Genomic DNA, 24,581 nt, shown 5'->3' with positions numbered 1-24,581 from the left:
ACCCACATTCCATCACAAACCACAACAGTGAGTACACTTCAATCACCAAACCCCACTCATTCTGCGCAAACCACTCTAGCTGACACCATTCGGTCACCAAAGCCATGACCCAACTAGGCCATCACCTCAGCCCCATCCCTAGACATGACGCAAATATCGACACAAACTGCCCGTTTTCTGTCGATATTTGTGTCAATGTCCATAATTGCGCCACCTACTGCCACTGTGCAGGGTTCATGATAGGCATAAGCAGCTGCAGACAGGCTGGCCTATTCCAGAAACCGGAGAGATGGAAACTTCACCGGAAAACAAAAGGGCCTGAGGTTTCCCTCAGACCCTTTCCAACAAACTACTGTTAGCGAAACACTCAGCGAGTCTCGCGGTGCGCCGTCTGCTTGCCGCAGCGCGGGCAGAACTTCTTCAGCTCCAGGCGATCCGGTGTATTACGACGGTTCTTGGTCGTGATGTAGTTGCGCTCCTTGCACTCCGTGCATGCGAGCGTGATGCCCGGACGGACTGCGGCACTCTTGCTTGCCATAGCTTCACCTCTGCGTTTGTTCGTCACCGGCTGGCACCGGTGTATTTGTAGCGAGAAAGAGACTCGAACTCTTGACCTCACGATTATGAGTCGTGCGCTCTAGCCAGCTGAGCTATCCCGCCAGAGAGCCTCGGGTGAGAATCGGACTCACGACCTCTTCCTTACCAAGGAAGTGCTCTACCACTGAGCTATCGAGGCGTGGCGGATAGTGGATTCGAACCACTGAAGCTTACAGCGGCTGATTTACAGTCAGCTCCCTTTGACCGCTTGGGAAATCCGCCATTACTCACACAAGAGCGTAAACTCCTGCGCAGGCAACTTGACCATAATGCCACGAGGTCGCGACTCATGCAACCCGCGACACGCGCAAGTGTGTCGAAATCAGGCCAAGCCCTCAGATTTCAGCTGAGCGCACACCTCAATCACCGCATCATTTGCCTCCGGCTCGCCAATGGAGATACGAATCCCCTCTCCGGCAAACGCTCGCACCGACAGGCCAGCGGCTTCAAACTTCGGCACAGCGGCAGCGGTCCTGGATCCGAGCTCCAGCCAGAAGAAATTCGCATAGGGCTCCGGGAATTCCCAACCCTGAGCCCGCAAAGCAGTAACCACACGCTTGCGTTCCACCTTGATGAACTCCACACGGCGCATCAGCTCCTCGTTTGCATCCAGTGATGCCAAAGCGGCCACCTGAGCAGACTGCGTGACGCCAAACGGCAACGCCACCTTGCGCATCCCCTCCGCCACATCTGCGGGAGCCACAGCAAAACCGATACGTAAGCCCGCCAGGCCGTAGGCTTTGGAGAACGTGTGGGCTACCACCACGTTCGGGTAGTCCCGGTACAGATCCATACCTACGTTGGTGTCAGCCGCATTGTTGAACTGTAGGTACGCCTCATCGACCAGCACCAGCACATCACTGGGGACAGCGTCCATCACACGCCGCGCCTCGGCATCGCTGAGCGAAACCGCAGTGGGATTGTTTGGATTATTGAGCACCACAAGACGCGTGCGATCATTGACAGCGGCAATCATGGCGTCAATGTCGTGCCCGCCGTCCGCTCGGTTCGCAATCGGTACAGCTGTCGCACCAGCGCCAGCTACGATGATGGGGTACGCTTCAAAGCTGCGCCATGGGAAGATAACTTCGTCTCCGGGACCGGACACCAGATTCACCAGCTGTGTGATGACCTCTGTGGAACCGCATCCCAACACTACGTTGCGCGACTCAATGCCGTACACCCTGTACTCCTGAACCAAACGCTCCACCAGTACGGTGCCGTGCATGTCCGGATATCGATTGATGCTGCCCAAGGCGTCGAGCTGCAGCGCCTCCTTCACCGACGGCAGCGGTGCGAAGGGATTCTCATTGCTGGAAATCTTAAATGCCTTACGCCCCGTAGCCAGAGCGGCCGGCTTGCCCTGCTTGTATGACGGAATGGTATCAATGATCGCGCGATGTTTGAAACTCATACCTTACGATTGTATACGCTGTAGACGGAAAATGTGAATCGTACACATGATTTGTATAGGTTTATCCGTCCCACTAAACCAATCGGGGCGTGCGCCACCTCGCGGTTTCCCGCTTAGCAGCACACGCCCTGAAAGCATGACCTTATCTGCCCAGGTAAGCCAAAGGTCGGTTTACCCAGAACTGTGAATTAGTCAAGGATTGCCAGCACGTCGTGAGCGCTGACGATGAGGTAATCCTCACCCTTGTAGTTCACGTCGGTGCCGCCGTACTTGGAGTACAGCACCTTGTCTCCGACCTTGACATCCACGGGGATGCGGTTGCCGTTATCGTCGCGGCGGCCAGGGCCTACAGCAAGAACTTCGCCTTGCTGCGGCTTCTCCTTGGCGTTCTCGGGAATGAACAGTCCCGAGGCAGTCTGAGTCTCGGCCTCAGCCTGCTTGACGATAATCTTGTCTTCCAACGGTGTAAGTGAAATCGACACTGTGAGTCCCTCTTTCTAAAGAGATATCAATCGTACGCTCAAGGACACCGCTGAAGAGGCTGACGATCACTTTGGCACCGTCCCATAGCGCTTACCTGTCTATCGTAGCGCGAAAATTAGCACTCTGCCAAACCGAGTGCTAACGCTGAGAGTGAACACGCTCTTGCTCGGCATTCCGGCGCCCCAGAATTGCTTGCAATCCGGTGCCCAGCGAGTCCGAGGAAACAGCCGGCGGCTCAACCACGGCCTTGGTCTCAGTGTCATGGAACGCGGCTGCGTCAGCAAACGAAGCGACGTGATCGTTCACATTGCCCAGACCGGCAGGACGCGTGGCCGCAAAATCAAGATGCAACAACGGCTGCACTGACTTGGCCGCTCGACGTGAGCGTCGCTTCGCCTCAGTATTTGGCTTTGCGTGCACACGGTCACGCCCTTGAGGAGCCGCCGAAGCTACTTGCGCAGGCTGACGGGTACGCGCTGTCATTTCTCGTGGTGCCTGTGAAACAGGAATCTGCTCGTTTGCGCGGTCAGACTTCGTCTCAGGAAGTTCCGGCGCAACAGTTTTCTCTGCGTGAGCCTTCATGCTCGTACGCTGCTGGGCACCATCAGAAGCTGTTGCAGCAGCCGCATCCTGGACCTGTACAGTCTCATCTGCGGTCGGCTTCTTCAACGTCACCGGTTCAATCGGCTTAACCTTGACCTTGGTCACCTGACGCGAAGACTTGATTTCGAGACTCTGTGGAGCCTGTGCGGCTTTGACCTCATCGTTCTGTGCAGAAGCAGAACCAAGAGAGAACGATATAAGATCCTGCTTACGAGAGCTGCTCTTGGGCTTGGCTGCAGCACGATCCGTCTCTTTGGCAGGAACACGCTGCGGTACAGCGCTATGCTTCTGCACCCTCTTCTGCTTGCTTAATTCGACAGTTACCGCGCCGTTATGAGCAGCAGTGCTTTGCGATGAGTGCTGCTTTGCCGGTGACTGTTGTGCTGTTTGCTTCGGCTGGGAAGTTGCGCTCTCGCCTCGACGACGCGTACGCTGCTCGCTCTGACGCGATGCCGACGTGTGTGATGGCGCCGTATGTGATGGCGAAACAGCTGTCTGCGTATTGGTGCTGGAAGCGGACTGGGGGCGTTTACGCGTCTGCGCATCGCGCGCACCAAGCTCATGATGCAAGGCAGCACCCGACTTTAACGGTACGGAACGGGTACGCTCATGAAGCTTGTGTTCCCACTGCCGAGCCTTCTTGGACGCCCTGGCACCAAGTATCAGAACCACCAGCAGCAGTACGGCGGGGATTAACGAGAATAACGCGCTGAAGGGAAGATAAAGCGAAGCAACAAAAACAGCCACTGTAGCGACGAACAGGAACGCCGCAAGAACACGGCGACGTACTGTTGCCTTATGCCTGGCTTGTCTAATCTGTTTGACACGCTCCGGAGAGATGCCCGCATCGTTACCACTTCTAGAGCGCATGCCTATTCCCCCCGGAGCCGACTGGTGTTCATCGCACGAATACGTGCTCGCGTTAGCATCCACAAGATGCAAGGACGACGAGTACTTATCCTCCCGATGCTCCACCACCTTGTTCATGCTGTCCAACGTACGCCTAGGCAACCATCCGACAACAGCGATAGCGAGAATGGCGAGCACGACCAAACTGCTCATCCATTCGTAATTCATGTTTTAAGAATAAGGAGACTTCCTGACTTTTTGCCCAGAATTTTCCGTGCGTGTCGCGCGACGCCTTCAGCCCAAAATCGCTTGCTCGTCCGCCCTGGCACTAGGATATAAACAGTGAGATTTCAGGGGCTCACAGCCCTTGCCGAAAATGCTGGACCGTGGAGGAAACGTGCCTACCTATCATTACCGTTGCAAGCAGTGCGGATACGATTTTACCGAGCACCAGTCGTTTGAAGATGACCCTATCGAGGTGTGCCCCAAGTGCGGTGAAGCACAGGTGCGCAAGGTCTATTCCGCTGTGCCGATCGAGTTCAAGGGGCACGGGTTTTACCGCACAGATAAAGGCGGTTCATCCTCCGAAGGCGAGTGACCGGCGATCACACAGCGCATTGTTGTCAAAGCCTCGGACCTCAAACGGCCGAGGCTTTTTAGTGCCATAACCCCAGTATTGCCACACCTTTCAGTGAACAAAATAGAGCGACACGCCCGGAATGTGGATAACTCCGACCATTCGTCCACAATGATCGATTTCTCTGTGCCATCCACTCTCCATGCCCCACAATAGAGCGCATGACTATTCTTAACGGTACACAGCACCGCAGTGGCAAAGCGCATCAACGGTACTCACTGTCACAGCGAAGGCGGATCGCGCGCATACGCGGTATTGCCATGGCCATATTTGCGGCATTAACGCTCTTTTTTAGCCTGAGCGCTATCACTGGCGCACAGAGCACGCAAACAGCACTCGTTGCCTCACATGCCATAGAGCGCGGCGAGAAACTGACGGCCAGTGATTTTTCAGAACAAACCATTCCTGCCAATGGCGCTTTCAGCGCGCTACTCTCCCATAGCGAACAGGCAGAAGGGCTCATTGCGCAAACCAATATCACAGCTGGGTCAGTTCTCATCAACAGCATGATAGGCAAAGCTCCAATACTGCCGACCGGTCTTACTGCGGTACAGGCGCGAGTAACACAGTCTTCATCGACCGTAATCGCCGGAGATACGGTAACACTGATATCACCCCTCAACTGCGAGCAAAGCCGTCAACCCGGCACACCCGACGCAGCGGTTCCGCGCAATCCTTCCGGCAGCGGCACCTGTACGCTATCCAAAACTGCCCTGGTGCTCGGCGAAGTCAAACAGAAACAGTCCGGAGAAAGCATTGCGATGGAATTTGCCTTGCCTCCCGAGGAAGCTGCCACCGTCTCTCTCGCACAGCAGCAATCTGCAATCATGGTGGTTCCAGCATCGTCACAACCGTCGGAAAAGCAACCGCCACAATAAGAAACGCCCAAGAACCGGCCCTACAGGAGAACTGCCATCCGCTCCTACACGCCTCTCCATATGGATATCCGGTTCTCGCGCAGGAACGGACACTATCAAATGCGTTCTTGGAACACTCCCCAGTGCGGCGGCAACTCGCCAAGTATGCGTGCATCGTCATCTGCCATACGCCGCATCTGCGCTTGCTGCGCTTCCGGTTCAACCTTCACACCGTCCACATCGAAGCGCTCAGTCCCGGGCTTGACGGTACGACGATGGCCACGCGGCAAGCGTCGATCAGGATCGTAGCGGGTCAACGCTCATCCTTGAAGAGTGCATCGACATGGCTGGCAATGCGATCAACCTCTTTGTCCGGATTAACAAAGGCGGCCACACCCCACACGGTTATCACCGACCAACCAAGCAGTTCCAAATCCTGGCGTAGCAAGCGATGCTGGCGACGCACAGAACTCATACTCATGAACTCCTCGTCGTCGGCAAGCACTGCAACAGAGAACGATTCGCCATGTTTGCCTGCCACCAAAGGAATGCGGATGCCGTCGTCGAAACCATAATCGACAGCGACATCAAAGCCCTTGACACGGAGACGAGAAGCCAAATCGTTGAAAATCACATTACCAGCGCGCGACTTGACCGCAGGTCGAACCGGAGCACCATCAAGCTGCTCAGCCCAGCTCAGCATCACTTTCAGCAGCTGCGGACCAGACTGATGGAGACGTTCAGCTTCCATATCTTGTGAGCCGAATGCTGCCACGATATCAAGATCTCGATTGGTCAAGGCCAAGGCATCAAGAAGCTTGTTGTCGCCTCCAACGCCTTCAAGCGTACCAAAGTGCTGCATCAGCCTACCGTGCGCAGTTTTAGCCACACTCAGCGAAAGGATGACATCTGTAGCTTTGGCTCCGACCGCTTCATCGACACTCACCAAACGCACATGTCTCAGGAAACCGGACATGGCTTTGTCTTTGACCGCCAACGATTTCAGTTCCACACCCAAACGGGAACGGAACACCGAAGTAAGCGTTACCACAGCTAACGTGTAATCGACCGGAATCGAAGAGGTAAATTCGCCGAAACGCTCGGTGATGATGCGAATAACCTCATCGATCTCCTGCTGGCTGCTCTCAATGAGCCCGGTTGCCAACACCGGTACACCATTGGCTTCTACCTGATGAAGGCGAATCTTGCCCTGCCTGTCGGCACTGGCCACATCATACCGGACTTTGCCGTAGTCATGATCGGTCAAGAACGTCAGCAAACGCGGATCACAACCCATGGGGCGCGGCTCCACAGTAACAGTCGGCAACATGTCGATGAGTATCTTCAACGCCGGAGAAGTGACCGTATCACGATGCGCAAGCACCACAACCTGCTTAGCCCGGCTCACTGCGCTCAACAACGCAATGGAGGGCATATGTGCTCCTGCATCGATGATAGCGACATCAGCCAGCGGTTCGGGATCGCTCAACGCCGCGAGCGTGGAAGGCGTAGCCACGATGATCGGCTTGGCCATGGCCAGAATGGTGCTATGCGCGCGATGAGTACGTTCCAGCGAGAAACGGGTTCCACTCGCCAACTCAGTATGCAGCTGGTTCGCTTCCTGCGTGTTCGAGAACAGCATATCGCTCAGGCGCCGCATCGACTCCTGATCGATCATCGGCCCGACTGCACGCAAATGCTCTTGATCCACCTTGTTGAACCGGTCTGCCGCGCTTTCCAAAGCCATACCGTCTTGGTTCGAGATAATCTCCGAGGACGAGACAATGTCCTCGAACACCGTCGTCCACCAAGCCAGCTGGAGCTCGCCATCGACTGCCTCGACCGGCACCGCACGAGCGCGCAGATCCTCAACCAAATCCGTGAAACCTGCACTGCGGAACTCACGCTCCAAGCTTGCTCTCCCCGGCAGCGTCTCCAACGCTTCATGGTCGGAATACAGCACACGAAGCCGGCCGTCGAGCTTTGCCAGCTCAGCGGATTCCAAATTCGCTCCCTGCGCCGTGGTGGCGAGAACCGAATTCAGCTTGGTGATGCACTGCATAAGCACATCCTGTGTCTCCTGAATGGCATCAAGCCTGGCAGGCAGCACTGGCCATCCGCCATGGGGAGACAGTGTACGCCATTCCGCAGCCTGCTTGGCCACAATCTTCAACGCCACATGCAGATCTTCCACATGCGCACCGGCGCGCTCAAGCTTGCGTGCTTCCTTCTCAAGGCGTTTGCGCTCCATGAAGCTCATATCGGAGCCTTGTGCCTTACGCTCCTCTTTGGGAACCGTGGCTTCGATCATCGCGTCGATGTCGCGCTCAAAAATCTCAGGCTGGAATATATCGAGTACGCGCCGCAAGTTCTGCAGCACGACAACCTGCTGATTCCACTCGTCAATGGTATTCGGCACCGGGAATCCGCAGGTCTCCACGATGGACGTGACCTGACTGCGCATCGATGGCAGCAGACTTTCCAACATCTTCTCGACGCATTCATACGCGTCTTCCGCATCGCGCTCGGTGTAGAGCGAGGCGTTATACCAAGCGGTATCTTCTGGATTGACGGTGAATTCGCCATACTCCCCGGCCTGCTGCAGCTTGCCTGACCACTTGGGAAGTTCGTCGGCGATGCTCTGCGCGGTCTCTATCGGCAAGCGCACCTGCGTGACCGGACGCGTAGGCAGTGCGGAAATCTCAGCCAAGTTCTGAATGGTCTCGTATGCGGAGACGCCCCAACGCTCGTTGCGGGTGTGCAAATCACCAAGGTAACGGGTCAAGCGGGAACGCACACCAACCAGCTCGTCGGCGAGCTGGTCAAAGTGAGCCGTTGCCGTGCCTGGCTGAAAACTCACCGCACCGATGAGGCGCTTGTCGAGGCTATGCGCCGAATTCGAGCCGGCCACATCGAGCACCAACGGGCTGATGGACTGCTGGCTCGCGGCACGCACGAACCGACGCTTCTGCTCGTCCACGCACGGCACGTACAGCACGGAGCGGCTGGCTGCCACACAACGCGAGGCGATGGTCACCGCATCAAGAGCAGTATCGTTACCTATACCGGTGTTGACGAACAGCGAATGCCCAGTCCCAGCCAAATTCGCCGCATATCGCACCACGTTATCGACATCGCCGACCTCATATTCGTTGTGAGGATCGTTATCGAACGGGCTGTATGGGGGCAGCTCCTCGTCAAGCTCCGCCGCGGACTGTTCGTCTCCGGCGATGGCATCGAGTACCACGTTGCCGGTTGGCCCGTCTTCCAACTCATCAATGATGCGCTGAGATTCCGAGAACATCTGCATGGCCGGATCCATAAAGCAACCCAGCACAATGTCACGCTCAATGTCAAACTCTGCGAACACCGTAGCGGCTTTATCGCTGATGGCCTCAAATACGGCCGATGTGTCGGGGGAGCCACCTTCGTAGCGTCTCTCGTCGAACAGTTCGGCCTCATTCAAATCAATACGCTGATCTCGCATCAGCGTCGAAAACGCAGGATTGAGCTGCACACTGCCGGTAAAGCGAATCACGGAATCGCCCTCGCGGCCCTCAGCATCGCAATCCACCTCAACCGGGTACAGCAGCACTGGAACGGCATTGCCTTTCCATTTCGCCACACCCACTACAAGAGAGAGATCGGCAACGCCTTGAGTCCGTGCCTTCGCCTCCTGATCGGCAAAGACACGCTCCAGCTGACGGCCGGCTGCACGGAGCATGCCGGCATCACGAAACATGGAGTCGAGTTTGGCATGACCGCTTGCGAACAACTGCGCAATCCCCGAGGGATGGGCATGCGTCATGTCCAACTGCGCGGAAAGCTGCCCGATGTTCTGCAACGCAGACGGGGCAAGCCCGCTGCGGTAGTCATCACGCCATTCGCGCAGTCTGTTCAGTTGCGACCCAGCCTGCGTTGCTTCGCTCATCCTGCGAATCCTCCCCCAACTGACTCACGGTACTTGGCATACCCGGGGTTACGGGACAGCGAAGCGTCAATCTCTTGGTTGGCCTGAGACTCAAGCCACACATACAGGTCGTCATACAACGAGGGGTTCATAGCCAAGAACGGCAGCAGGGGCTGATGCTTGGCCATTTCGAACTGGATGGCATAGTCCGTGGTCTTCTTGGCATCCTCGGACGTCAGCCCGTTGACCTCGATGACCTGTGCCGCCTTATCAAACTCGCCCTTATGCACCTTGTCAAAGATGGAGCCCGGCTCGAACACCGCAGTAGCCTCACCCTGCTGTGCTTCGGCTGCAACCGGCGAGGAGGCGCCGGAATCCTGCTTGCCGGCTGTCTGCGCCGGCTGAGCCGCTGCGGCAGCCTGCTGTGCTGCCGGACGGCGGGTAGAAGGACGCGTTGCGACAGACTGCTTCACTTCGGGGAAATCATCTGATTCCGACCAATCAAACTTGGGCTGCGGACGAGATTCCTCAGCAGACTCGTGCTTCTTGGTCTCAGGCTTTGCCTGGGCACTCTGACCTGCCGTCTGAGCCGCAGAGGCTGCAACTGCCGAGTTCTGTGCCTGCTCCGGCGCATCAACGCGTTTGATCTGCTGGGTGGGAGGATTGTGAGAGTCCTCCTCCTTTGGACCACGAGATACCTGCACCGGCTGGGACTGCTCCTGAGACGCTGCAGCCTGCTGCTGGGTGTTGCTGTTCTGCACTGCAGTCTGCGGCTGCTCGGAGGAGGGCTGCTGAGCCTTGACATCGGCAGCAATTGTCTGCCCGTCTGTCGGCTGTGCTGCACCCTGCTGCTGGCTCACAGACTCCTCTGTCTGCTGCTCGGCGCGCTGGTGACGAGGATGATGCTCCACCGACTGTGCACTGGCACTCTGCGTCTGCTCCGGTGCAGAAGCATGTTCGCTTACGCTCTGCACATTCGACCCGGTGGAAGTAACCCTCAGCTCATCGGAACTTGCAGCCGCCATGGCATCACGGAACAAGTCACGCTCACCATTCTGCGCGGCACCAGGAGCCGTCACATTGACGGAAATCCCCTCGACCGTGTCAATCTTCTTCGCAGCGGCCGCAGCCAAAGCCTGGTCAGCCTGGTCGGCTTCCTCATTTGCTTTGGCCTGTGCCTTCGCGTTCTGCTTCAAACGCTTGGCAACCTCGCTCGCGTTGAACGCACGCGTAGGCTCACCGGCACGCAAGTTGAGAATATCGTCAACCGACATGTCAGACATGTCTGGCTCCTGCTTTGCCGTCAAAGAGGCGTTGTTGAAGAGGTCAGCCACCTTCGTGGGGCCGTCCTCTCCTTCAGGCTTGTCCGTGCGATCGAAATCGACCGGAACATCACCGAACTGGAAACGCTCGGAAGACGACGGCAGCGAGAACGCCACCCCCGGCTTCACCGGTTCCAGATTGCCGGACTCATTGACCCGGTACGAGCCGTTCGTGGACTTCATATCAGTCAGTTCGGCGCTACCGTCCTGCGCCACGGCAAACACCGCGTGACGCTTCGACATGGATCGAGTCTTGTCTTCGATTTCAAGCCTCTTATGCCCGTCCTCAGGCAGCGGCCTGAGCGGACGTCGTCCTATTTCCACGTCCTCGCCGGCGTTGACGCAAACCTGTTCCGCTCCGTTGACCTTGATGATCCAACATTGCGCAGCTCGTTGTTCTGCCACCTCGATCCACCTTTCTTTTGTCAAAAGCATGCTTAACCTATACGATACCCGCAGAAATAAACAAAACCCACCGAACGGGGAAAACCGTTGGTGGGTTTTTGCAGAAAATAGCCAAGGACACACCGAAGTGTGCCCTTCAGAACTACTTGAGCTCGACGGTGCCGCCGGCCTCTTCGATCTGGGACTTGGCCTTCTCGGCGTCGTCCTTCTTGGCGCCTTCGAGCACGGCCTTAGGAGCCGAGTCGACGAGAGCCTTGGCCTCGGCCAGGCCGAGGTTGGTGATGGCCTTGACAGCCTTGATGACCTGGATCTTCTTGTCACCAGCAGCGGTGAGAACGACGTCGAACTCGTCCTTCTCTTCCTCAGCGGCACCGCCGGCGGCCGGAGCGGCAGCAACAGCGGCGACGGGGGCAGCAGCCTCGACGTCGAATTCTTCCTCGAACTTCTTGACGAAGTCAGAGAGCTCAACGAGGGTCATTTCCTTGAACGCGTCCAAGAGCTCATCGCTTGAGAGCTTAGCCATGATGGCTTCCTTTCTGTAACGGCCTGCGGGTGTGAATTAGTAACCCCAAGCCAAAATTCTTATTATGTAGAACCGTTGATGCACCGGCGCTAAGCCGGAACGAATCAGGCGGCCTTTTCTTGCTTCTCGCGCAAAGCGTCGATCGTACGCACAGTCTTGGTAGGCAGTGCGTTGAACGTGCGAGCGGCCTTGGACATAGTGCCCTTGAGCGCGCCAGCCATCTTGGCGAGCAGCGTCTCGCGAGATTCGAGATCAGCGAGCTGCTTGAAGCCTTCGGCATCGTACATGGTTCCGTCTGCGAAACCACCCTTGATGACGAGTGCTTTGTTGTCCTTGGCAAAGTCACGCAGCACCTTTGCGGCTTCCACATAGTCACCCTTTACAAAGGTGATAGCGGAGGGACCGGAGAGAACTTCATCGAAGCCCTCGTAGCCAGCCTCTTTAGCAGCAATGCGTGCCAGAGTGTTCTTTGCCACGGCGTAGGAAGTATCGCGGCCTAGCTTTTCGCGCAGATCGGAAATCTGCGGAACGGTAAGCCCGCGGTACTCGGTAAGGTAGACGGCATCAGCCTCGCGGAACTTGTCCGTCAGCTGCGCAATCACCTCTTCCTTTTCGGGCCTTTTCATGGCGTTCCTTCCTAAGTCGACCGTTGACCGGGAAGTCCGAACCTCGCCATCAGAGCAATAAAAAAGCCCTGCACATAGGCAGAGCAAACAAACGGCCGAGGCCGACCCCATGCGGGGCTTCTTACTTGCGCAACCTATGCTGGCTCGGCGAACCGAACTTCGAGGAGCTTACGCTCCTAACCAACAGTCTGTGGTTTACGAATGTTCACTGTATGCTAAGCCGAGGACTTTCCATCTCTCCAAAGCAGTGCAGCATGTCGTGATCTGGCGTGATTGGGTGTGATCTGGCACAGTATGACGTGTTCTGTCGAGTATGACGCGGTAAGTCGCAGTATGGCAGGACGCGGCCAAATATGCAACGTCACGTTCAAGGCAATTCAACCACTCAATGCCAATGCTCAAGCCAACGTCCTAAAGCAGCACAGCGCAACGTCTAACGCAACACAACATCCGACGCAATACAACGTCCAATGCTCATGTCCGGTGCTCCACACCTGCGCAACACTCAACCGCAATACAACGTCCAGCGCTCAATATCCAACGCTCCACATCACGCAGCAAAAACGTCGCTCACAACCCGCCAGCGACGGAAACGACGCGACACCACCATCCAACGCAACAAAAACGTCGCTCACAACCCATCAACGACGGAAACAACGCGACACCACCATCCAACGCAACAAAAACGTCACTGACAAGCTCGCAGCAACGTCAATGCCGCAATGCCATTACTCCACGTAACAACAACACTCGCCAAGCATGACCCCTGAGACGATGCGGCGTCACCATCCCACGCAACATGCCACTCAGAAGATATCATCGACGTAAATGATGCATACGCAAAGCCTGCCGCAGCAAAACCGTCGCTCACCGCTCATCAACGACGGAAACAACGCGACACCACCATCCAACGCAACAAAAACGTCACTGACAAGCTCGCAGAGACGGAAACAACGCAAAGTCGCTACACCACGCAACAAAAACATCACTGACAAGCCGCGGGCGAAAACAAGACGCAGCGCGTTGGAAACACGTCTCAGCACAGCGGAACGAGTCGCAGCACACCGGCGTGTCGAATCGGTGACCATTCGTCCACATTGATTGATTTTCACCCTCGATACGGCGACAATCGCATACTGTATGAGCATGAAACGTCATCCTGAACTCTGCGCGCTCATGAACCAAGCGCACCGCGCACAACGCTGCGCGACCGCTCCGAACAGCCATATGGCACGCGCTATGCAACGTCGCAGACAGTGCGGGGAACTAGTGAGCCCTTACCCCGCAACATTCATCGAACCAGAAATATGGGATGCATTGTCCACCGGCGAACGCACGCTGTGGATCGCTCGAGCAGTAGCGCAAATACACCAGCAGTGGGTCTTCACCGATCTAACCGCAGCATCGATCTATGGATTGTGGATCAATCATCGACTCAACCAAGCATGCAACATACATATCGTTCAGCACCGTGGGCAACATGGCGAACGAGCACAATCACACTTGCGGCACATCTACATGAACACGCCATGCGACTCACGATACGATTCTTTGCCGGTGACCTGCGTGGCGCACACCCTCATCAGCTGCGGTAGTCGATACCCTCTCACAGACGTACTTCCCCTCGTAGATTCCGCACTGCGCAGCGGCCTGATACAACGTTCAGAACTCGAAAAGAATATTGGCTCACTAAACCTGCCTATGCGCTCACGGCACTTGAAACGGTTGTTACGCATGGTCACATACGCAAATCCGCTCAGCGAAAACGGCGGAGAGTCGATGTGCCGCGCCACCATGCTCGAGCTCGGATTCCCCATCCCACGACTGCAGGTACCGCACCGAAACCCAAACAATCCGCGCAGTCCTCTACGCGTAGACTTCGAATTTACCGCCATCGATGGGTCAACTGTCGCAGTGGAGTTCGACGGCGAGCAAAAATATGCCGATCCTGCCATGACCGGCGGCAGGTCAATCTCAGAAACCGTGCACGATGAACGCAATCGTGAAATGGCGTTGCATCAGGACGGCATCGACCGTCTCATACGAATCAACTTTCGCGAAATGATACGAAAACAGCCAATGGCACGGAAACTGATCAATGCCGGCATACCCCGCACCGACTTTGCATCGAACTGAGGGTTATAGCAACGCGTCATTTCCGTCGCTGCGAACTTGTCAGCGACGGAAATGACGCGCACCCGAGACCGTACGCAATAAAACCGACGCTAATCGAAAGTCAACGACGGTTCTGTTGCTAAAGATGGGATAGCGGGAGGTTGGGAACGATTGTAGGAGTCACATTGCGGTGCCGATGGAATCATGCAACGGCATCGCAGGCAAGACTCACGGTTATAACACGGCTTGTACAACAAAGCTGCTGGTCATAACACGACTTGCAAAGCCAAGTCACCAACCATAACACGACTTGCACAGCAAAGCGCAGTTACAACACCGCTTGCAAGGCAAAATCGACGATGAAGAGTGCGACAACCACCCACATGACGGGGTGAATCTCCTTGGCTTTGCGCTTGCTCACCTTGACCAGGCAGTACATAATGAAGCCTGCGGCAATACCGTTGGAGATGGAATACGACAGCGCCATGAACACCGAGGCAAAGAGGGCAGGAATGGCTTCGGCAATGTCGCCCCAGTCGATTTCTTTCAGACTGGAGGCCATCATGGCACCAACGACAACCAGCACGCCGGCAGTAGCTGCAGACGGGATGGCGGAGACCAACGGCGAGAGGAAAATGGTGACCGCAAAGCACAGGGACACCACCACCGAAGTCAGACCGGTACGACCGCCGGCGGCGATACCAGCAGACGACTCCACATAGGTACTGATGTTGGAGGTGCCGAAGACCGAGCCGATCGACGTGGCGATGGAGTCGGCGAAGAGCGTCTTGTCCATCTTGGAGCTGAAGCCCTTGCCACTGCTCATGTTCTTGATGTCTTCATCGCTGAAGATTCCGGTGTGACGGCCGGTGCCAACAAGCGTGCCGATGGTGTCGAACGTGTCGGACATAGAGAAGGCGAAAATGGTGATGAGTACGAGCGGAAGTCGTGAAACGTTGGAGAACAGTGCCGGGAAGCCTTGCGGACTGAAAATGGCACCGAAGGTCTGAGGCAGTTGAGAGAAGGTCTGACCGACCGACATGGAGCTGGACATGGTGGTGATGCCGAACGGGATACCGACGATGGCAGCTACGACGATGGCAATAAGCAGACCGCCACGTACGTTGAGGACGGTGAGCACGATGGCGAGTACCAGACCGATGAGGAAGACCCACAATTCGGGCTTGTTGAGTACTGCCAGACCAGGAGTTGCAGCGGTGGCGACACCAGTGCCGGCCTCTTTGGCATCTTTGGGGGTGAAGTTGATGAAACCGACGTTAAGGAAACCGACGTACATGATGAACAGGCCGATACCGCCGCCGATGGCATGCTGCAAGGATTCGGGAATACTGGCGATAACGAGCTTACGGATGGAGGTGACGGTGATGACGATGTTGATCAGACCGCACAGAAAGACCATGCACAGCGTCTCCTGCCAAGTGAAGCCCAGACCGAAGCAGACCGTGTAGGTGAAGAAAGAGTTAAGACCCATGCTGGCTGATTGGGCGTACGGCACATTGGCGAACAAGCCCATGATAAGCGTGCCTACGATTGAGGCGATGATGGTTGCGAGGAATACCCCGCCCCAGGGCATACCGGTTTGGCTGAGAATCTGGGGATTGACGACGACGATGTAACTCATCGCGAAGAATGTGGTGATACCTGCGGCTACTTCAGTGGATACTTTGGTATTGTTTTCCTTGAGATGGAAGAACTTGTCCATCATGCTCTTTTCCTTGGTTTGTGCACGACCGGCACACCCAGGAAGACCTCACCAAACACTGAAAATCAACCCCTGAGCCGGCAACGCCAGTTCAAGCATTGAAGTGCGACAGGGAAACTTGGGATTGGCCGGAGTCGTGCAGAGGTTGCTGCGACTCGTCCGAAACCAGCGGGCACCAACACCCAGCTGCCAACACAACCAAGCCAGTTCCCGCCAACAGCGGATACGCTCATCCTACCATGACGCACTTCACAAAACGCCCGAGGAAACGCCTATTACGATACTGGGAATTACAAATACCACCATGCACCGTGCAATACCGGCATTGGGTTGCCAGATGCAGCTTGCCAGATACGACTTGCCAGATGCAGCTTGCCCGACCGCACGATACAGTGCGCCACATCTCACCGAAACAGCAATCGCACTTTCAGCACTTCAGAGCATAAAGCTTCATGAAGCACATGGGGACTCAGTCCTGCGCCTCGTGCGCACGTTCTTCCACAATAGTTTGAACACGGTCCATCTCATCCATGACCGACAGCGTACGCTCTGTATTGCAGCGGGCCGCCTCATCTTCTTGTGCATCTCGGTTAGCTCTATACGCGTCTATATACAGAGTCCACACAGCCCACGACACATCAGCCGGAGGCTTGTGCCAAATTGATTTCCCCGTCTTCGGATCAATGGTCGAATATGGCTCCCCTGGATCGACCTGATCACGTACTGCCTGCGGAAGCCGCTCCAACTGCAGATTAACCCCTACCAACACATTCTGTGAGTAGCGCAGCGCAATCTGATTGTGCTCATATCGTTGCGACGCAGCCTCAAACTGACGCGCCGCAGCAATCCAACACAGCACATACACCACCATCACGCTGACTACCGCAACGGCCAATCTCTTGACATATCGCAAGCGCTGCTCACGCTTACCCATATGCAAATCCTATGCACCCCATGACCCCCCTCACCTAACCTGACAGTGCCGGCCTGACAGCACCGTCTTGCTACAGCCGGATTGAACTCACCCGAAACGACCGGAGATGTAGCGCTCGGCAGCCTCGTTACGCGGGTTGTTGAACATGGTGGCGGTATCGGAGAAATATTCCAGATGACCGGGCTTGCCCACGGCCTGCAGATTGAAAAATGCTGTGTAGTCGGCCACGCGGGCGGCCTGCTGCATATTGTGCGTGACAATCACGATAGTGTAGTCGCGCTTGAGCTCATCGATCAGATCCTCCACGGCCAGCGTGGAAATCGGGTCGAGAGCCGAGCAGGGTTCGTCCATGAGCAGCACCTTGGGGCGTACCGCCACCGCGCGGGCGATGCACAGCCGCTGCTGTTGACCTCCGGACAAGCCGATGCCCGGAGCGTCAAGCCTATCTTTCACCTCGGCCCACAGGTTTGCGCCCTTGAGCGCCCACTCCACCAAATCGTCGGCATCGCCCTTGGAAATCTTGCGGTTGTTGAGCCTGACACCGGCCAACACGTTGTCCCTGATGGACATGGTCGGGAATGGGTTGGCCTTCTGGAACACCATGCCCACGTCGCGCCGCACCGCCACCGGATCGACCCCTTGACCATACAAGTCCTCGCCGTTGAGCAGCACCTGACCGGTGACGCGGGCACCCGCCGTCAATTCGTGCATACGGTTCATCGTTCGCAGCACCGTCGATTTGCCGCAGCCGGAAGGCCCGATGAACGCGGTAACTTTGCCTGGCTCAATAGTGATGTTCACGTCTTGGACGGCGAGGAAGTCACCATAGTAGACGTTCAGGTGTTTCACCTCTATACGTTGCCCCATATCGGTTCCTACTTTCTGCCTTGCTGACGGGAGAAGACGCGTTGCACGGCACGGCCTGCGAAGTTCAGGAGCAGCACCAGCACAATGAGCACCAGCGCTGCGGCCCACGCCCGTTCCATGGGGATGCTCTCCACGCAAGACGAGCCCGCCGAGGCTGGGCACGTGACCGAAAGCTTGGTGTATTCCTGATAGACGTACACCGGCAGAGTGGTCATCTGCCCGGAGAACAGGTTGAAGTTCGTGGTGGAGATGAAGCCGGCGGTCATGAGCAGCGGCGCGGTCTCGCCGATGACACGAGCCACAGCCAGCAGCACTCCCGAAACGATGCCAGGCAAAGCGGTACGCAACACCACTTTGGTAATGGTGCGCTGCTTGGTGACGCCGAGCGCCACAGAAGCCTCACGCAAATCAACAGGAACAGCCAGCAGCATTTCCACGCTCGAATTGACCACGGTGGGAATCATGAGCAGAGACAGCGCCACAGAACCTTCGAAGCCGTTGAGCGTGCCGGGGCCAAAGATGAGCGTGAACATGGAGAAGGCAAACAGGCCGGCCACGATGGAGGGAATACCGCTCATCACGTTGACCAGCAGCAGCACAGTGCGCTTGAACCAGCCGTCGCGCGCATATTCGGTGATATATACTGCACACATCAAGCCCAGCGGCACACTGATGACCATGGCTCCCAACGTGATTTCGAGCGTGCCTATGATGGCATGCTCCACACCGCCGTGACCTCCCGAAGGTGTGGGCTTGCCGCCGATAACACCGGACATGTTGTAGCTCAAGAAGTTCCAGTTAAGCCTGCCGATGCCTTTGGAAACCGTCGTCCACAATAGCGAGATGAGCGGAATGAGGGCGGCGAGGAACGCAACGATGATCAACAAACGCATGACCAGATCAATGCTCTTGCGCCACCGCAGACGGCTGGCGGAGGGGCGCAGCTTGGAAAAATCGGGGACGCGTGCTTTTGCAGCGTCTGAAACCATTCCCTCATTGGCACCGTGCTTGGGCTCACCGGCAGCAGGCGGCATTGCAGTGGACGTTACAGCATCCGACTTGCGCTGCCTGCGCACCGTTCCCAGCATCGTTCCCAACCGCGCGCGCAGACCAGTGGTTTTGGGAGCTGCGGACTTGCCGGTGATTCGGCGGGCCACCACGTTGACCACAAATGTGATGACAAACAGTACCAAACCGGTGGCGGTGAGCGCCGACACGCCCAGCGGGTTGGCCTCAGGGAACTGCGAGGCAATGTTGGCGGCTATGGTTTGCGTTTTCGAAGCTTGCAACACATGCCAGGAGAAGCTGGAACCGGGCGAGAGGATCATCATGACGGCCATCGTCTCACCCAACGCGCGCCCCAGTGCGAGCATGGCTGCCGAGACGATGCCAGACTTGGCTTGCGGCAACACGGCAAGACGAATCATTTCCCATTTGGTGGCACCCAAGGCGAGCGCCGATTCCATGCCGATCTGCGAGGAGCTTTGGAACAGGTCACGCGTCATGGAGGCAATGATGGGCATGATCATGACGGCCAGCACCAATGCCACAGTGGCAGCAGTACGAGGCGGGTTGGCGGCGGGGCCTGAGAACATGGGAATCCAACCCAATACTCGGGACAGCCATTTCCAGAAGCCGTATGTGGCCGGTACCAGTACGATGCTCCCCCACAAGCCGTAGATCACCGAGGGGATGGCCGCAAGCAGGTCAACGACCATGCTCAGCAGTCGCGACAGTCGTTTGGGCGCATAGAACGTGATAAACAGCGAGACGCCGATGGAGACGAATAAGGCAATAACCAGAGCCACAGCAGCGATAAGCACCGTACCGAAGAGCAACGGTCCCACATATCCCCAGAAGTTTGAAGCCTTACCGCCAGACAGTTCTGAGAAGGTATGCGAGACCTCACTCTGATCGCCGCCGAGTACCGGCCAAGCGCGTACCATAAGGAAAATCAACACCGCGCCGAGCAGTAGAGTAATGATAATTCCCGCAGCAAACGCAAGCGTGCGGAATGCCTTGTCTGCGCCAGCTCCACGCCCTGCCCACGAGCTATTCTCCGGCGCGCGTTGCGTTGGGGAATCGGTCGGCGCGGACTGCGCCATGCTGGACTCGGGACGCGTCATGAGGTTTGAACCTTTGCCACGCTACGCGCCACTTTCTCTCGCAGCGAGGAGCCCAGTGGTGCGGAACCGGTGTTGTCTTGAGCCACTTTCTGCCCTTGGCTACCGGTCACATATTCCAGCCATGAGCGGACGAAACGACCGGTGCCGGCGTCCTTGTACGCCGGGCAAGCCACTGCATAGGAGACGAGCACCACCGGGTAGGAATCCTTGGCTTGGGTAGCATAATTGACGTCAACCACTACGCGCCCGCTCGACTTGGGGAACTGACGCAGTGCGGATGCATCGACCACTTTGGAGGCCGCAGCGGGAGAAGGCGGCACATAAGCAGAGCCGACTTTGACTGCAATGGTGCCGAAATCACCGGTTTTCGCCGCATCTACGTAGCCGATGGTGCCGTCAGCCTGAGAGACGGTGGTCACCACGCCATCAGTACCTTTGGCAGCCTGTCCCACGTCGTTTGGCCAGTTCTCTTGCGGATCGTGGGGCCACGCCTCCCCCGCTGCGGCTTTGAGGTATGATGTGAAGCTTTGCGTGGTGCCGGACTTATCAGAACGATGCACCACAGTGATGGGAGTATAGGGCAAATCGACGAGCGGATTCTGCTCTTTAATGGCATCGTCGTTCCAGCGGGTGATCTGCCCATCGAACATACGAGCCACCGTGACAGCATCGAGGTTGAGATGCCGCTCCCCCGCCGTTGCACCTGTAGAGAAGACACCCCGCAAGTTGAAGACGATGGCGATGGGAGAAATATAGACCGGAACATCGAACGCTGTGCCCGAGGCACAGACAGCTGCCGACTGATCCACCTGGGCATCGCTGAGCGGTGCGTCGCTGCCGGCCCAAGCGGTGGCACCGGTCATGAACGTAGTGACTCCGGCACCCGAACCGGTCGGATTGTAGGCGATGTTCGCCTGACTGTTGGTCTTGCGGTATGAAGCGATCCATGCCTCAGTGGCACCTTGCTGCGAGGACGCGCCAGCACCATAGAATTCACCAGAGATGCCGGAGGCCTGACCTGCTTGCCGATTCGCAGTATCGGAATCGTCTACGTTGTCGCCACATGCCACCAAAGACAGCGGCAGGGCGAGACACGACACAGCCGCCAAGGCGCGGCACCATATGGAGGTTCGCTTGATGCTCATTACTCCCTATTGTCTCAAAACACATAGCCCAGCGCGACCAAACAGGTGTCGGTCGGGCTGGGCACGCGCTCCGAAAGCCGCGACACGCCGAGAATAGTACGACTTCGGTCGGAACTTAGCTAGAGGCGAGTGACGATGTCGACCGCCAACTTGGCCGCCGTATCGGCGTACTCGGAGATGTCAAACTCCTTGAATTCCTCATAATCAGTGTCTGCATTGTCAGACAAGGCACGTACCACCAGCACCGGCACACCGTTACGCACCGCCACATGCGCCACGGCAGCGCCTTCCATCTCCACAGCATCCGCCTGGGTCTCCTCGATGACCGCAGCAATCTTCTGCGGAGTATCGACAAAGTAATTGCCCGAGGCAATAGTGCCGACCATGTGGTGAATGCCCATATCGTTCAGAGCGTCCTGAGCCACGTCCAGCAGGTGCTGGTCGCTGTGGAATTCCTCGGTCACCGGCTCCCACTGAGCGATCAGGCGCATATCAGAATCCAAGTACCGCAGCGTGCCACCGAGCACCACATCATTGATATGCATGCTCTTGTTGAGCGATCCGGCAATGCCGGTGAAGATGACCGCTTCGGGGCTAAACGTGTCGACAAGGCATTGAGTGGTAGCCGCGGCATTCACCAAGCCCATGCCACCGACCGTGGCCGCTACTTGCACCGGTTCGCCTTCACGGTTGGTGATGGTACCTGAGAGCATGTCGAGACTGGCGGCCTTGACGTGGCGGACATCGTCAAGTGACTTGGCAATGTGGTCCACTTCTTCTTCCATGGCTCCGATGATGGCGATGGTCTTCATGAGATTCCTCTCGAGTTGATGGTTGATGGATAAGTGAGAATGGTTCTACTCTTGGCGTGCACGGCGAGACGTTACCGCGCTGGCAAGGCCACGCAGTAGTTCTTCGGTGCGCTCCCACGAGATACAACGGTCCGTAATAGACTTGCCGTATTCCAATTCGCTCAACGGTGCAGGCTCTTGATTACCGCCTTCGATGAAGCTTTCCATCATCAAACCGGTAATGCCCGGCTCGCCGTGTGCGATACGCTCAGTCAGTTCTTCGACCACCTGCGCCTGACGTTCTTCGTCCTTGCCGGAGTTGCCATGCGAACAGTCAATGACCAGACCTCGTGAGGCCGCACAATCTTCAGGCATCTGCGAACGCACAATCTCCATGGCTTGACGTACCGAATCAGCATCATAGTTAGGGCCGGTACTCGAACCGCGCAACACCACATGGCAGTCCGGGTTGCCCAGCGTCTCCACGGCACTGGCACGCCCATTGTGGTCGATGCCGAAGAACGTCTGCCGACGAGCCGCAGTGAAGCAGCTGTCAACGGCCACTTTCACCGAACCGTCAGTGGCGTTTTTGAAACCGACCGGCATGGATAGGCCACTAGCCAATTGCCGGTGCACTTGGGAACCGGTGTTGCGCGCGCCGATGGCACCCCAGCTCACTGCATCAGAGATGTACTGAGGGCTGGTAGGCTCCAGGAACTCTGTGGCGGCTGGTAGCCCAGCACCCAACACACCCAGTATGGTCTGCCGCGCCAAGAGCAAACCTTTTACGATGTGGTAGCTGCCGTCGATATCGGGGTCGTTAATCAGCCCTTTCCAGCCCACGGTGGTGCGTGGCTTCTCAAAGTACGCCCGCATAACAATGAGCAAACGATCCTTCAGCTCGCCGTTCAGTGCTGAAAGACGACGCGCATAGTCGAGGGCGGCTTCGGGGTCATGCACCGAACATGGGCCCACCACCACAAGCAACCGGTCGTCTTCCCCACGCAGGCGCGCGCAAATCTCATCACGAGAACTCGCCACCAGCGCCTGGGACTGCTCACTGAGGGGGTAACTCGACAGCACCTCAGCCGGAGTGGGCAGCGGTTCAAGCTCAAAAACCCTCCGATTGATGATTCGGCTCATGCCCATCTGGTCTTCCCAGCGAGTTTCATTATTGTTCCTGCTGCCCGGTGCTGTGTCAGCCATGCGATTTGACTTTCTTTCTTATTCGGCTTACTGCTCGGAATCCTGTGCAGCTTCGGCATTCGCCTGGTTCGCTGCAGCACTCAACGCTGCAAGCCCTGCGGCTTCCTCACTCTGCTCCGGCTCGGCTTGCGCAGGCTGTGCTGGACTCGTTTCAGGCTTGCTTTCCAAATCAAAGTTGAACCCTGAGAAGGCGTTGGCGAACATGGACTTGAGTTCCGTGACCCGCTTGGTGATATCAGCCTCACGGTTCTGCATCTGTGCGATGCGAGCGTCAAGACTATCCAGCTCCTCCTTGGCGGCAGCACGACGCTCATCGATCTTCTTTTGTGCGTCGTCGCCGGCCTGCTCCACAATCTTCGACGCTTCCGCATCAGCACCCTTGCGCTTGGAAAGTGCATAGGCATCCGCTTCGTCACGCACATCCTTGGCCTTGGAAACCAGGCCGTCAGCCTCAGCCTTGGCGGCAGCACGGCGCTCTTCAAGCTGCTGGAGCAGTTCGGTCACCTTCTTGGTGGCATCGTCCTGCTGGGCGGAGATATCAGCACGAATCTGTTCCACCTCGGCATTGACCTGCGCTTTGGTCTTGGTGGCCTCGACCTGAGCTTTGTCGGTAATCTCCTGTGCTTTGGACTGCGCCTCGTCGGTAATCTCACCGGCTTTGCGCTGGGCAGTAGACGTCATACGAGAGACTTGATCGCGAGCGCTGGCCAACTTCTTGTTGGCTTCCTCAATGGCGGCCTCGATCTGGTCGCTGGCATCACTTTTGAGCTTGGCGATTTCGTCGTTGGCGTCCTTGCGCAGCGTGGCGACCTCTTCGGTGGTCTTGGCCTTCAAATCGGACATCTCTCGCTCGTGCTTTGCCTTCTCGGATGCAAGACGCTTATCGTGCTCTTCTCGGGAGTTGCGCACCTCGATAGCGGCGGTGTCTCGTTGCTCAGTGACGGCCTTTGCGGTTTCGTCACGCAGCCTGGCAGCATCCTCCTTGGCGCTGGTGGAGATGGAATCCGACTCGGTTTTGGCTTTGGCGAGAATCGTGGCGGCTTTGGCATTGGCCTCGTCAATGATGTGCTGCGAGTCAAGTTTGGCGTTGTTGATGAGCGTCTGCACTTGGGACTGAGCGGCCGCACGAGTGCTTGCGGCGTCCTGCTTGGCACGGTTCACCAACTCGGCACTGGTTTGTTCGGCCGAAGCGAGCACCTGCTGCGCATTGGCACCCAAGGAGGCGAAGGAACCGCCCTTCGACGCTTTCTTGACGTTGTTTTTCTCTTCCTGCAACTTGGCCTGCAAGCGCAGAATCGTCTCATCGCTTGAACTAACCTGTTCCCGCAATCGGTTTACGGTATCTTGAGCTGCGGCAAGCGCCTCGTCCACCTTAGCCTTATCGTAACCTCGCATGACAATTGGGAACTGATCCACCATATTGGTTCCTTTCATTGGAAAGCCGAGCT

General features: G+C 56.9%; 20 protein-coding genes, 3 tRNA genes and 1 pseudogene. 3 read left to right on the top strand and 21 right to left on the bottom strand.

Annotation, left to right across the window (positions count from 1 at the left end; translation table 11 throughout):
* Positions 1-367: 367 nt before the first annotated feature.
* The 7 genes from rpmG to AC3B5A_RS05530 form a co-directional block, all read right to left on the bottom strand.
* On the bottom strand, positions 368-538 hold the full coding sequence (gene rpmG, locus AC3B5A_RS05560) for a 50S ribosomal protein L33 (RefSeq protein ID WP_489799479.1): 171 nt from the start codon (positions 536-538) through the stop codon (positions 368-370).
* A 48-nt stretch (positions 539-586) separates the two neighbouring features.
* Positions 587-660, bottom strand: a tRNA-Met gene (locus AC3B5A_RS05555).
* A gap of 4 nt (positions 661-664) precedes the next feature.
* Positions 665-736 (bottom strand) — tRNA-Thr (locus AC3B5A_RS05550).
* A 1-nt stretch (position 737) separates the two neighbouring features.
* Positions 738-819, bottom strand: a tRNA-Tyr gene (locus AC3B5A_RS05545).
* A gap of 100 nt (positions 820-919) precedes the next feature.
* Positions 920-2,011 (bottom strand): histidinol-phosphate transaminase, encoded by a 1,092-nt coding sequence (locus AC3B5A_RS05540; RefSeq protein ID WP_489799477.1) that lies wholly within the window; start codon positions 2,009-2,011, stop codon positions 920-922.
* Between the two features lie 188 nt (positions 2,012-2,199).
* The gene (gene groES / locus AC3B5A_RS05535) at positions 2,200-2,493 is read right to left on the bottom strand and encodes a co-chaperone GroES (RefSeq protein WP_489799475.1); all 294 of its coding nucleotides are present in this window, start codon (positions 2,491-2,493) and stop codon (positions 2,200-2,202) included.
* Between the two features lie 139 nt (positions 2,494-2,632).
* Positions 2,633-4,174, bottom strand: coding sequence for a hypothetical protein (locus tag AC3B5A_RS05530; RefSeq protein ID WP_489799473.1), 1,542 nt, complete (start codon positions 4,172-4,174; stop codon positions 2,633-2,635).
* Positions 4,175-4,343: 169 nt separating this feature from the next.
* On the opposite strand from AC3B5A_RS05530, the gene AC3B5A_RS05525 reads away from it, so the two are divergent.
* Positions 4,344-4,544 (top strand): FmdB family zinc ribbon protein, encoded by a 201-nt coding sequence (locus AC3B5A_RS05525; RefSeq protein ID WP_489799471.1) that lies wholly within the window; start codon positions 4,344-4,346, stop codon positions 4,542-4,544.
* A 200-nt stretch (positions 4,545-4,744) separates the two neighbouring features.
* Positions 4,745-5,461 (top strand): SAF domain-containing protein, encoded by a 717-nt coding sequence (locus tag AC3B5A_RS05520; RefSeq protein ID WP_489799469.1) that lies wholly within the window; start codon positions 4,745-4,747, stop codon positions 5,459-5,461.
* 95 nt (positions 5,462-5,556) lie between these two features.
* Here the strand turns inward: AC3B5A_RS05520 and AC3B5A_RS05515 are convergent, their stop codons facing one another.
* From AC3B5A_RS05515 to rplJ, 5 genes are all read right to left on the bottom strand, one after another.
* On the bottom strand, positions 5,557-5,757 hold the full coding sequence (locus AC3B5A_RS05515; RefSeq protein WP_489760946.1) for a hypothetical protein: 201 nt from the start codon (positions 5,755-5,757) through the stop codon (positions 5,557-5,559).
* A complete protein-coding gene (locus AC3B5A_RS05510) occupies positions 5,754-9,371 on the bottom strand; it encodes a helicase (protein ID WP_489799467.1) in 3,618 nt (1,205 codons plus the stop codon). Before AC3B5A_RS05510 ends, AC3B5A_RS05515 begins: the two co-directional genes overlap by 4 nt.
* On the bottom strand, positions 9,368-11,077 hold the full coding sequence (locus AC3B5A_RS05505) for a variant leucine-rich repeat-containing protein (RefSeq protein ID WP_489799465.1): 1,710 nt from the start codon (positions 11,075-11,077) through the stop codon (positions 9,368-9,370). Before AC3B5A_RS05505 ends, AC3B5A_RS05510 begins: the two co-directional genes overlap by 4 nt.
* Positions 11,078-11,219: 142 nt before the next feature.
* The gene (rplL, locus tag AC3B5A_RS05500) at positions 11,220-11,600 is read right to left on the bottom strand and encodes a 50S ribosomal protein L7/L12 (protein ID WP_489760944.1); all 381 of its coding nucleotides are present in this window, start codon (positions 11,598-11,600) and stop codon (positions 11,220-11,222) included.
* A gap of 104 nt (positions 11,601-11,704) precedes the next feature.
* Positions 11,705-12,226: a 50S ribosomal protein L10 gene (gene rplJ, locus AC3B5A_RS05495; RefSeq protein ID WP_489760943.1), complete on the bottom strand. Its 522-nt coding sequence runs from the start codon at positions 12,224-12,226 to the stop codon at positions 11,705-11,707.
* 1,734 nt (positions 12,227-13,960) lie between these two features.
* On the opposite strand from rplJ, the gene AC3B5A_RS05490 reads away from it, so the two are divergent.
* Positions 13,961-14,362 (top strand): hypothetical protein, encoded by a 402-nt coding sequence (locus AC3B5A_RS05490; protein WP_489799463.1) that lies wholly within the window; start codon positions 13,961-13,963, stop codon positions 14,360-14,362.
* 307 nt (positions 14,363-14,669) lie between these two features.
* On the opposite strand, the gene AC3B5A_RS05485 is transcribed toward AC3B5A_RS05490, so the two are convergent.
* The 9 genes and pseudogenes from AC3B5A_RS05485 to AC3B5A_RS05445 form a co-directional block, all read right to left on the bottom strand.
* Positions 14,670-16,064 (bottom strand): NCS2 family permease, encoded by a 1,395-nt coding sequence (locus AC3B5A_RS05485; RefSeq protein WP_489799591.1) that lies wholly within the window; start codon positions 16,062-16,064, stop codon positions 14,670-14,672.
* Positions 16,065-16,533: 469 nt separating this feature from the next.
* Positions 16,534-16,998: a hypothetical protein gene (locus tag AC3B5A_RS05480; RefSeq protein ID WP_489799461.1), complete on the bottom strand. Its 465-nt coding sequence runs from the start codon at positions 16,996-16,998 to the stop codon at positions 16,534-16,536.
* Positions 16,999-17,085: 87 nt separating this feature from the next.
* Entirely contained in the window at positions 17,086-17,865 is a 780-nt protein-coding gene (gene pstB / locus AC3B5A_RS05475) for a phosphate ABC transporter ATP-binding protein PstB (RefSeq protein WP_489760941.1), read from the bottom strand.
* Between the two features lie 8 nt (positions 17,866-17,873).
* Positions 17,874-18,854: a phosphate ABC transporter permease PstA gene (pstA, locus tag AC3B5A_RS05470; protein WP_489799589.1), complete on the bottom strand. Its 981-nt coding sequence runs from the start codon at positions 18,852-18,854 to the stop codon at positions 17,874-17,876.
* A gap of 135 nt (positions 18,855-18,989) precedes the next feature.
* Positions 18,990-19,970 (bottom strand): annotated as a pseudogene (gene pstC, locus AC3B5A_RS05465) (phosphate ABC transporter permease subunit PstC); the annotation flags it as partial.
* Between the two features lie 17 nt (positions 19,971-19,987).
* The gene (locus AC3B5A_RS05460; RefSeq protein ID WP_489799459.1) at positions 19,988-21,136 is read right to left on the bottom strand and encodes a phosphate ABC transporter substrate-binding protein PstS; all 1,149 of its coding nucleotides are present in this window, start codon (positions 21,134-21,136) and stop codon (positions 19,988-19,990) included.
* 119 nt (positions 21,137-21,255) lie between these two features.
* Complete coding sequence (locus tag AC3B5A_RS05455) at positions 21,256-21,948, bottom strand: 5'-methylthioadenosine/adenosylhomocysteine nucleosidase (RefSeq protein ID WP_489799457.1); 693 nt, start codon at positions 21,946-21,948, stop codon at positions 21,256-21,258.
* A 45-nt stretch (positions 21,949-21,993) separates the two neighbouring features.
* Positions 21,994-23,133: a 3-deoxy-7-phosphoheptulonate synthase gene (locus AC3B5A_RS05450; protein ID WP_489799455.1), complete on the bottom strand. Its 1,140-nt coding sequence runs from the start codon at positions 23,131-23,133 to the stop codon at positions 21,994-21,996.
* 27 nt (positions 23,134-23,160) lie between these two features.
* A complete protein-coding gene (locus AC3B5A_RS05445) occupies positions 23,161-24,552 on the bottom strand; it encodes a cell division protein (RefSeq protein ID WP_489760937.1) in 1,392 nt (463 codons plus the stop codon).
* Positions 24,553-24,581: the final 29 nt, after the last annotated feature.

Source organism: Bifidobacterium sp. ESL1133 (assembly GCF_058107325.1).
The sequence above is the reverse complement of the archived record's forward strand: the minus strand, read 5'-3'. Positions and strand labels throughout refer to the sequence as shown.

What these genes read in the sequence shown, in the direction of transcription:
- AC3B5A_RS05510 (WP_489799467.1), bottom strand. Translation starts at nt 9,371, where the DNA reads ATGAGCGAAGCAACGCAGGCTGGGTCGCAACTGAACAGACTGCGCGAA.
- AC3B5A_RS05450 (WP_489799455.1), bottom strand. Translation starts at nt 23,133, where the DNA reads ATGGCTGACACAGCACCGGGCAGCAGGAACAATAATGAAACTCGCTGG.
- pstA (WP_489799589.1), bottom strand. Translation starts at nt 18,854, where the DNA reads ATGGTTTCAGACGCTGCAAAAGCACGCGTCCCCGATTTTTCCAAGCTG.
- AC3B5A_RS05445 (WP_489760937.1), bottom strand. Translation starts at nt 24,552, where the DNA reads ATGGTGGATCAGTTCCCAATTGTCATGCGAGGTTACGATAAGGCTAAG.
- rpmG (WP_489799479.1), bottom strand. Translation starts at nt 538, where the DNA reads ATGGCAAGCAAGAGTGCCGCAGTCCGTCCGGGCATCACGCTCGCATGC.
- AC3B5A_RS05540 (WP_489799477.1), bottom strand. Translation starts at nt 2,011, where the DNA reads ATGAGTTTCAAACATCGCGCGATCATTGATACCATTCCGTCATACAAG.
- AC3B5A_RS05480 (WP_489799461.1), bottom strand. Translation starts at nt 16,998, where the DNA reads ATGGGTAAGCGTGAGCAGCGCTTGCGATATGTCAAGAGATTGGCCGTT.
- AC3B5A_RS05520 (WP_489799469.1), top strand. Translation starts at nt 4,745, where the DNA reads ATGACTATTCTTAACGGTACACAGCACCGCAGTGGCAAAGCGCATCAA.
- AC3B5A_RS05455 (WP_489799457.1), bottom strand. Translation starts at nt 21,948, where the DNA reads ATGAAGACCATCGCCATCATCGGAGCCATGGAAGAAGAAGTGGACCAC.
- pstB (WP_489760941.1), bottom strand. Translation starts at nt 17,865, where the DNA reads ATGGGGCAACGTATAGAGGTGAAACACCTGAACGTCTACTATGGTGAC.
- AC3B5A_RS05490 (WP_489799463.1), top strand. Translation starts at nt 13,961, where the DNA reads ATGGTCACATACGCAAATCCGCTCAGCGAAAACGGCGGAGAGTCGATG.
- AC3B5A_RS05485 (WP_489799591.1), bottom strand. Translation starts at nt 16,064, where the DNA reads ATGGACAAGTTCTTCCATCTCAAGGAAAACAATACCAAAGTATCCACT.
- rplJ (WP_489760943.1), bottom strand. Translation starts at nt 12,226, where the DNA reads ATGAAAAGGCCCGAAAAGGAAGAGGTGATTGCGCAGCTGACGGACAAG.
- AC3B5A_RS05460 (WP_489799459.1), bottom strand. Translation starts at nt 21,136, where the DNA reads ATGAGCATCAAGCGAACCTCCATATGGTGCCGCGCCTTGGCGGCTGTG.
- rplL (WP_489760944.1), bottom strand. Translation starts at nt 11,600, where the DNA reads ATGGCTAAGCTCTCAAGCGATGAGCTCTTGGACGCGTTCAAGGAAATG.
- AC3B5A_RS05530 (WP_489799473.1), bottom strand. Translation starts at nt 4,174, where the DNA reads ATGAATTACGAATGGATGAGCAGTTTGGTCGTGCTCGCCATTCTCGCT.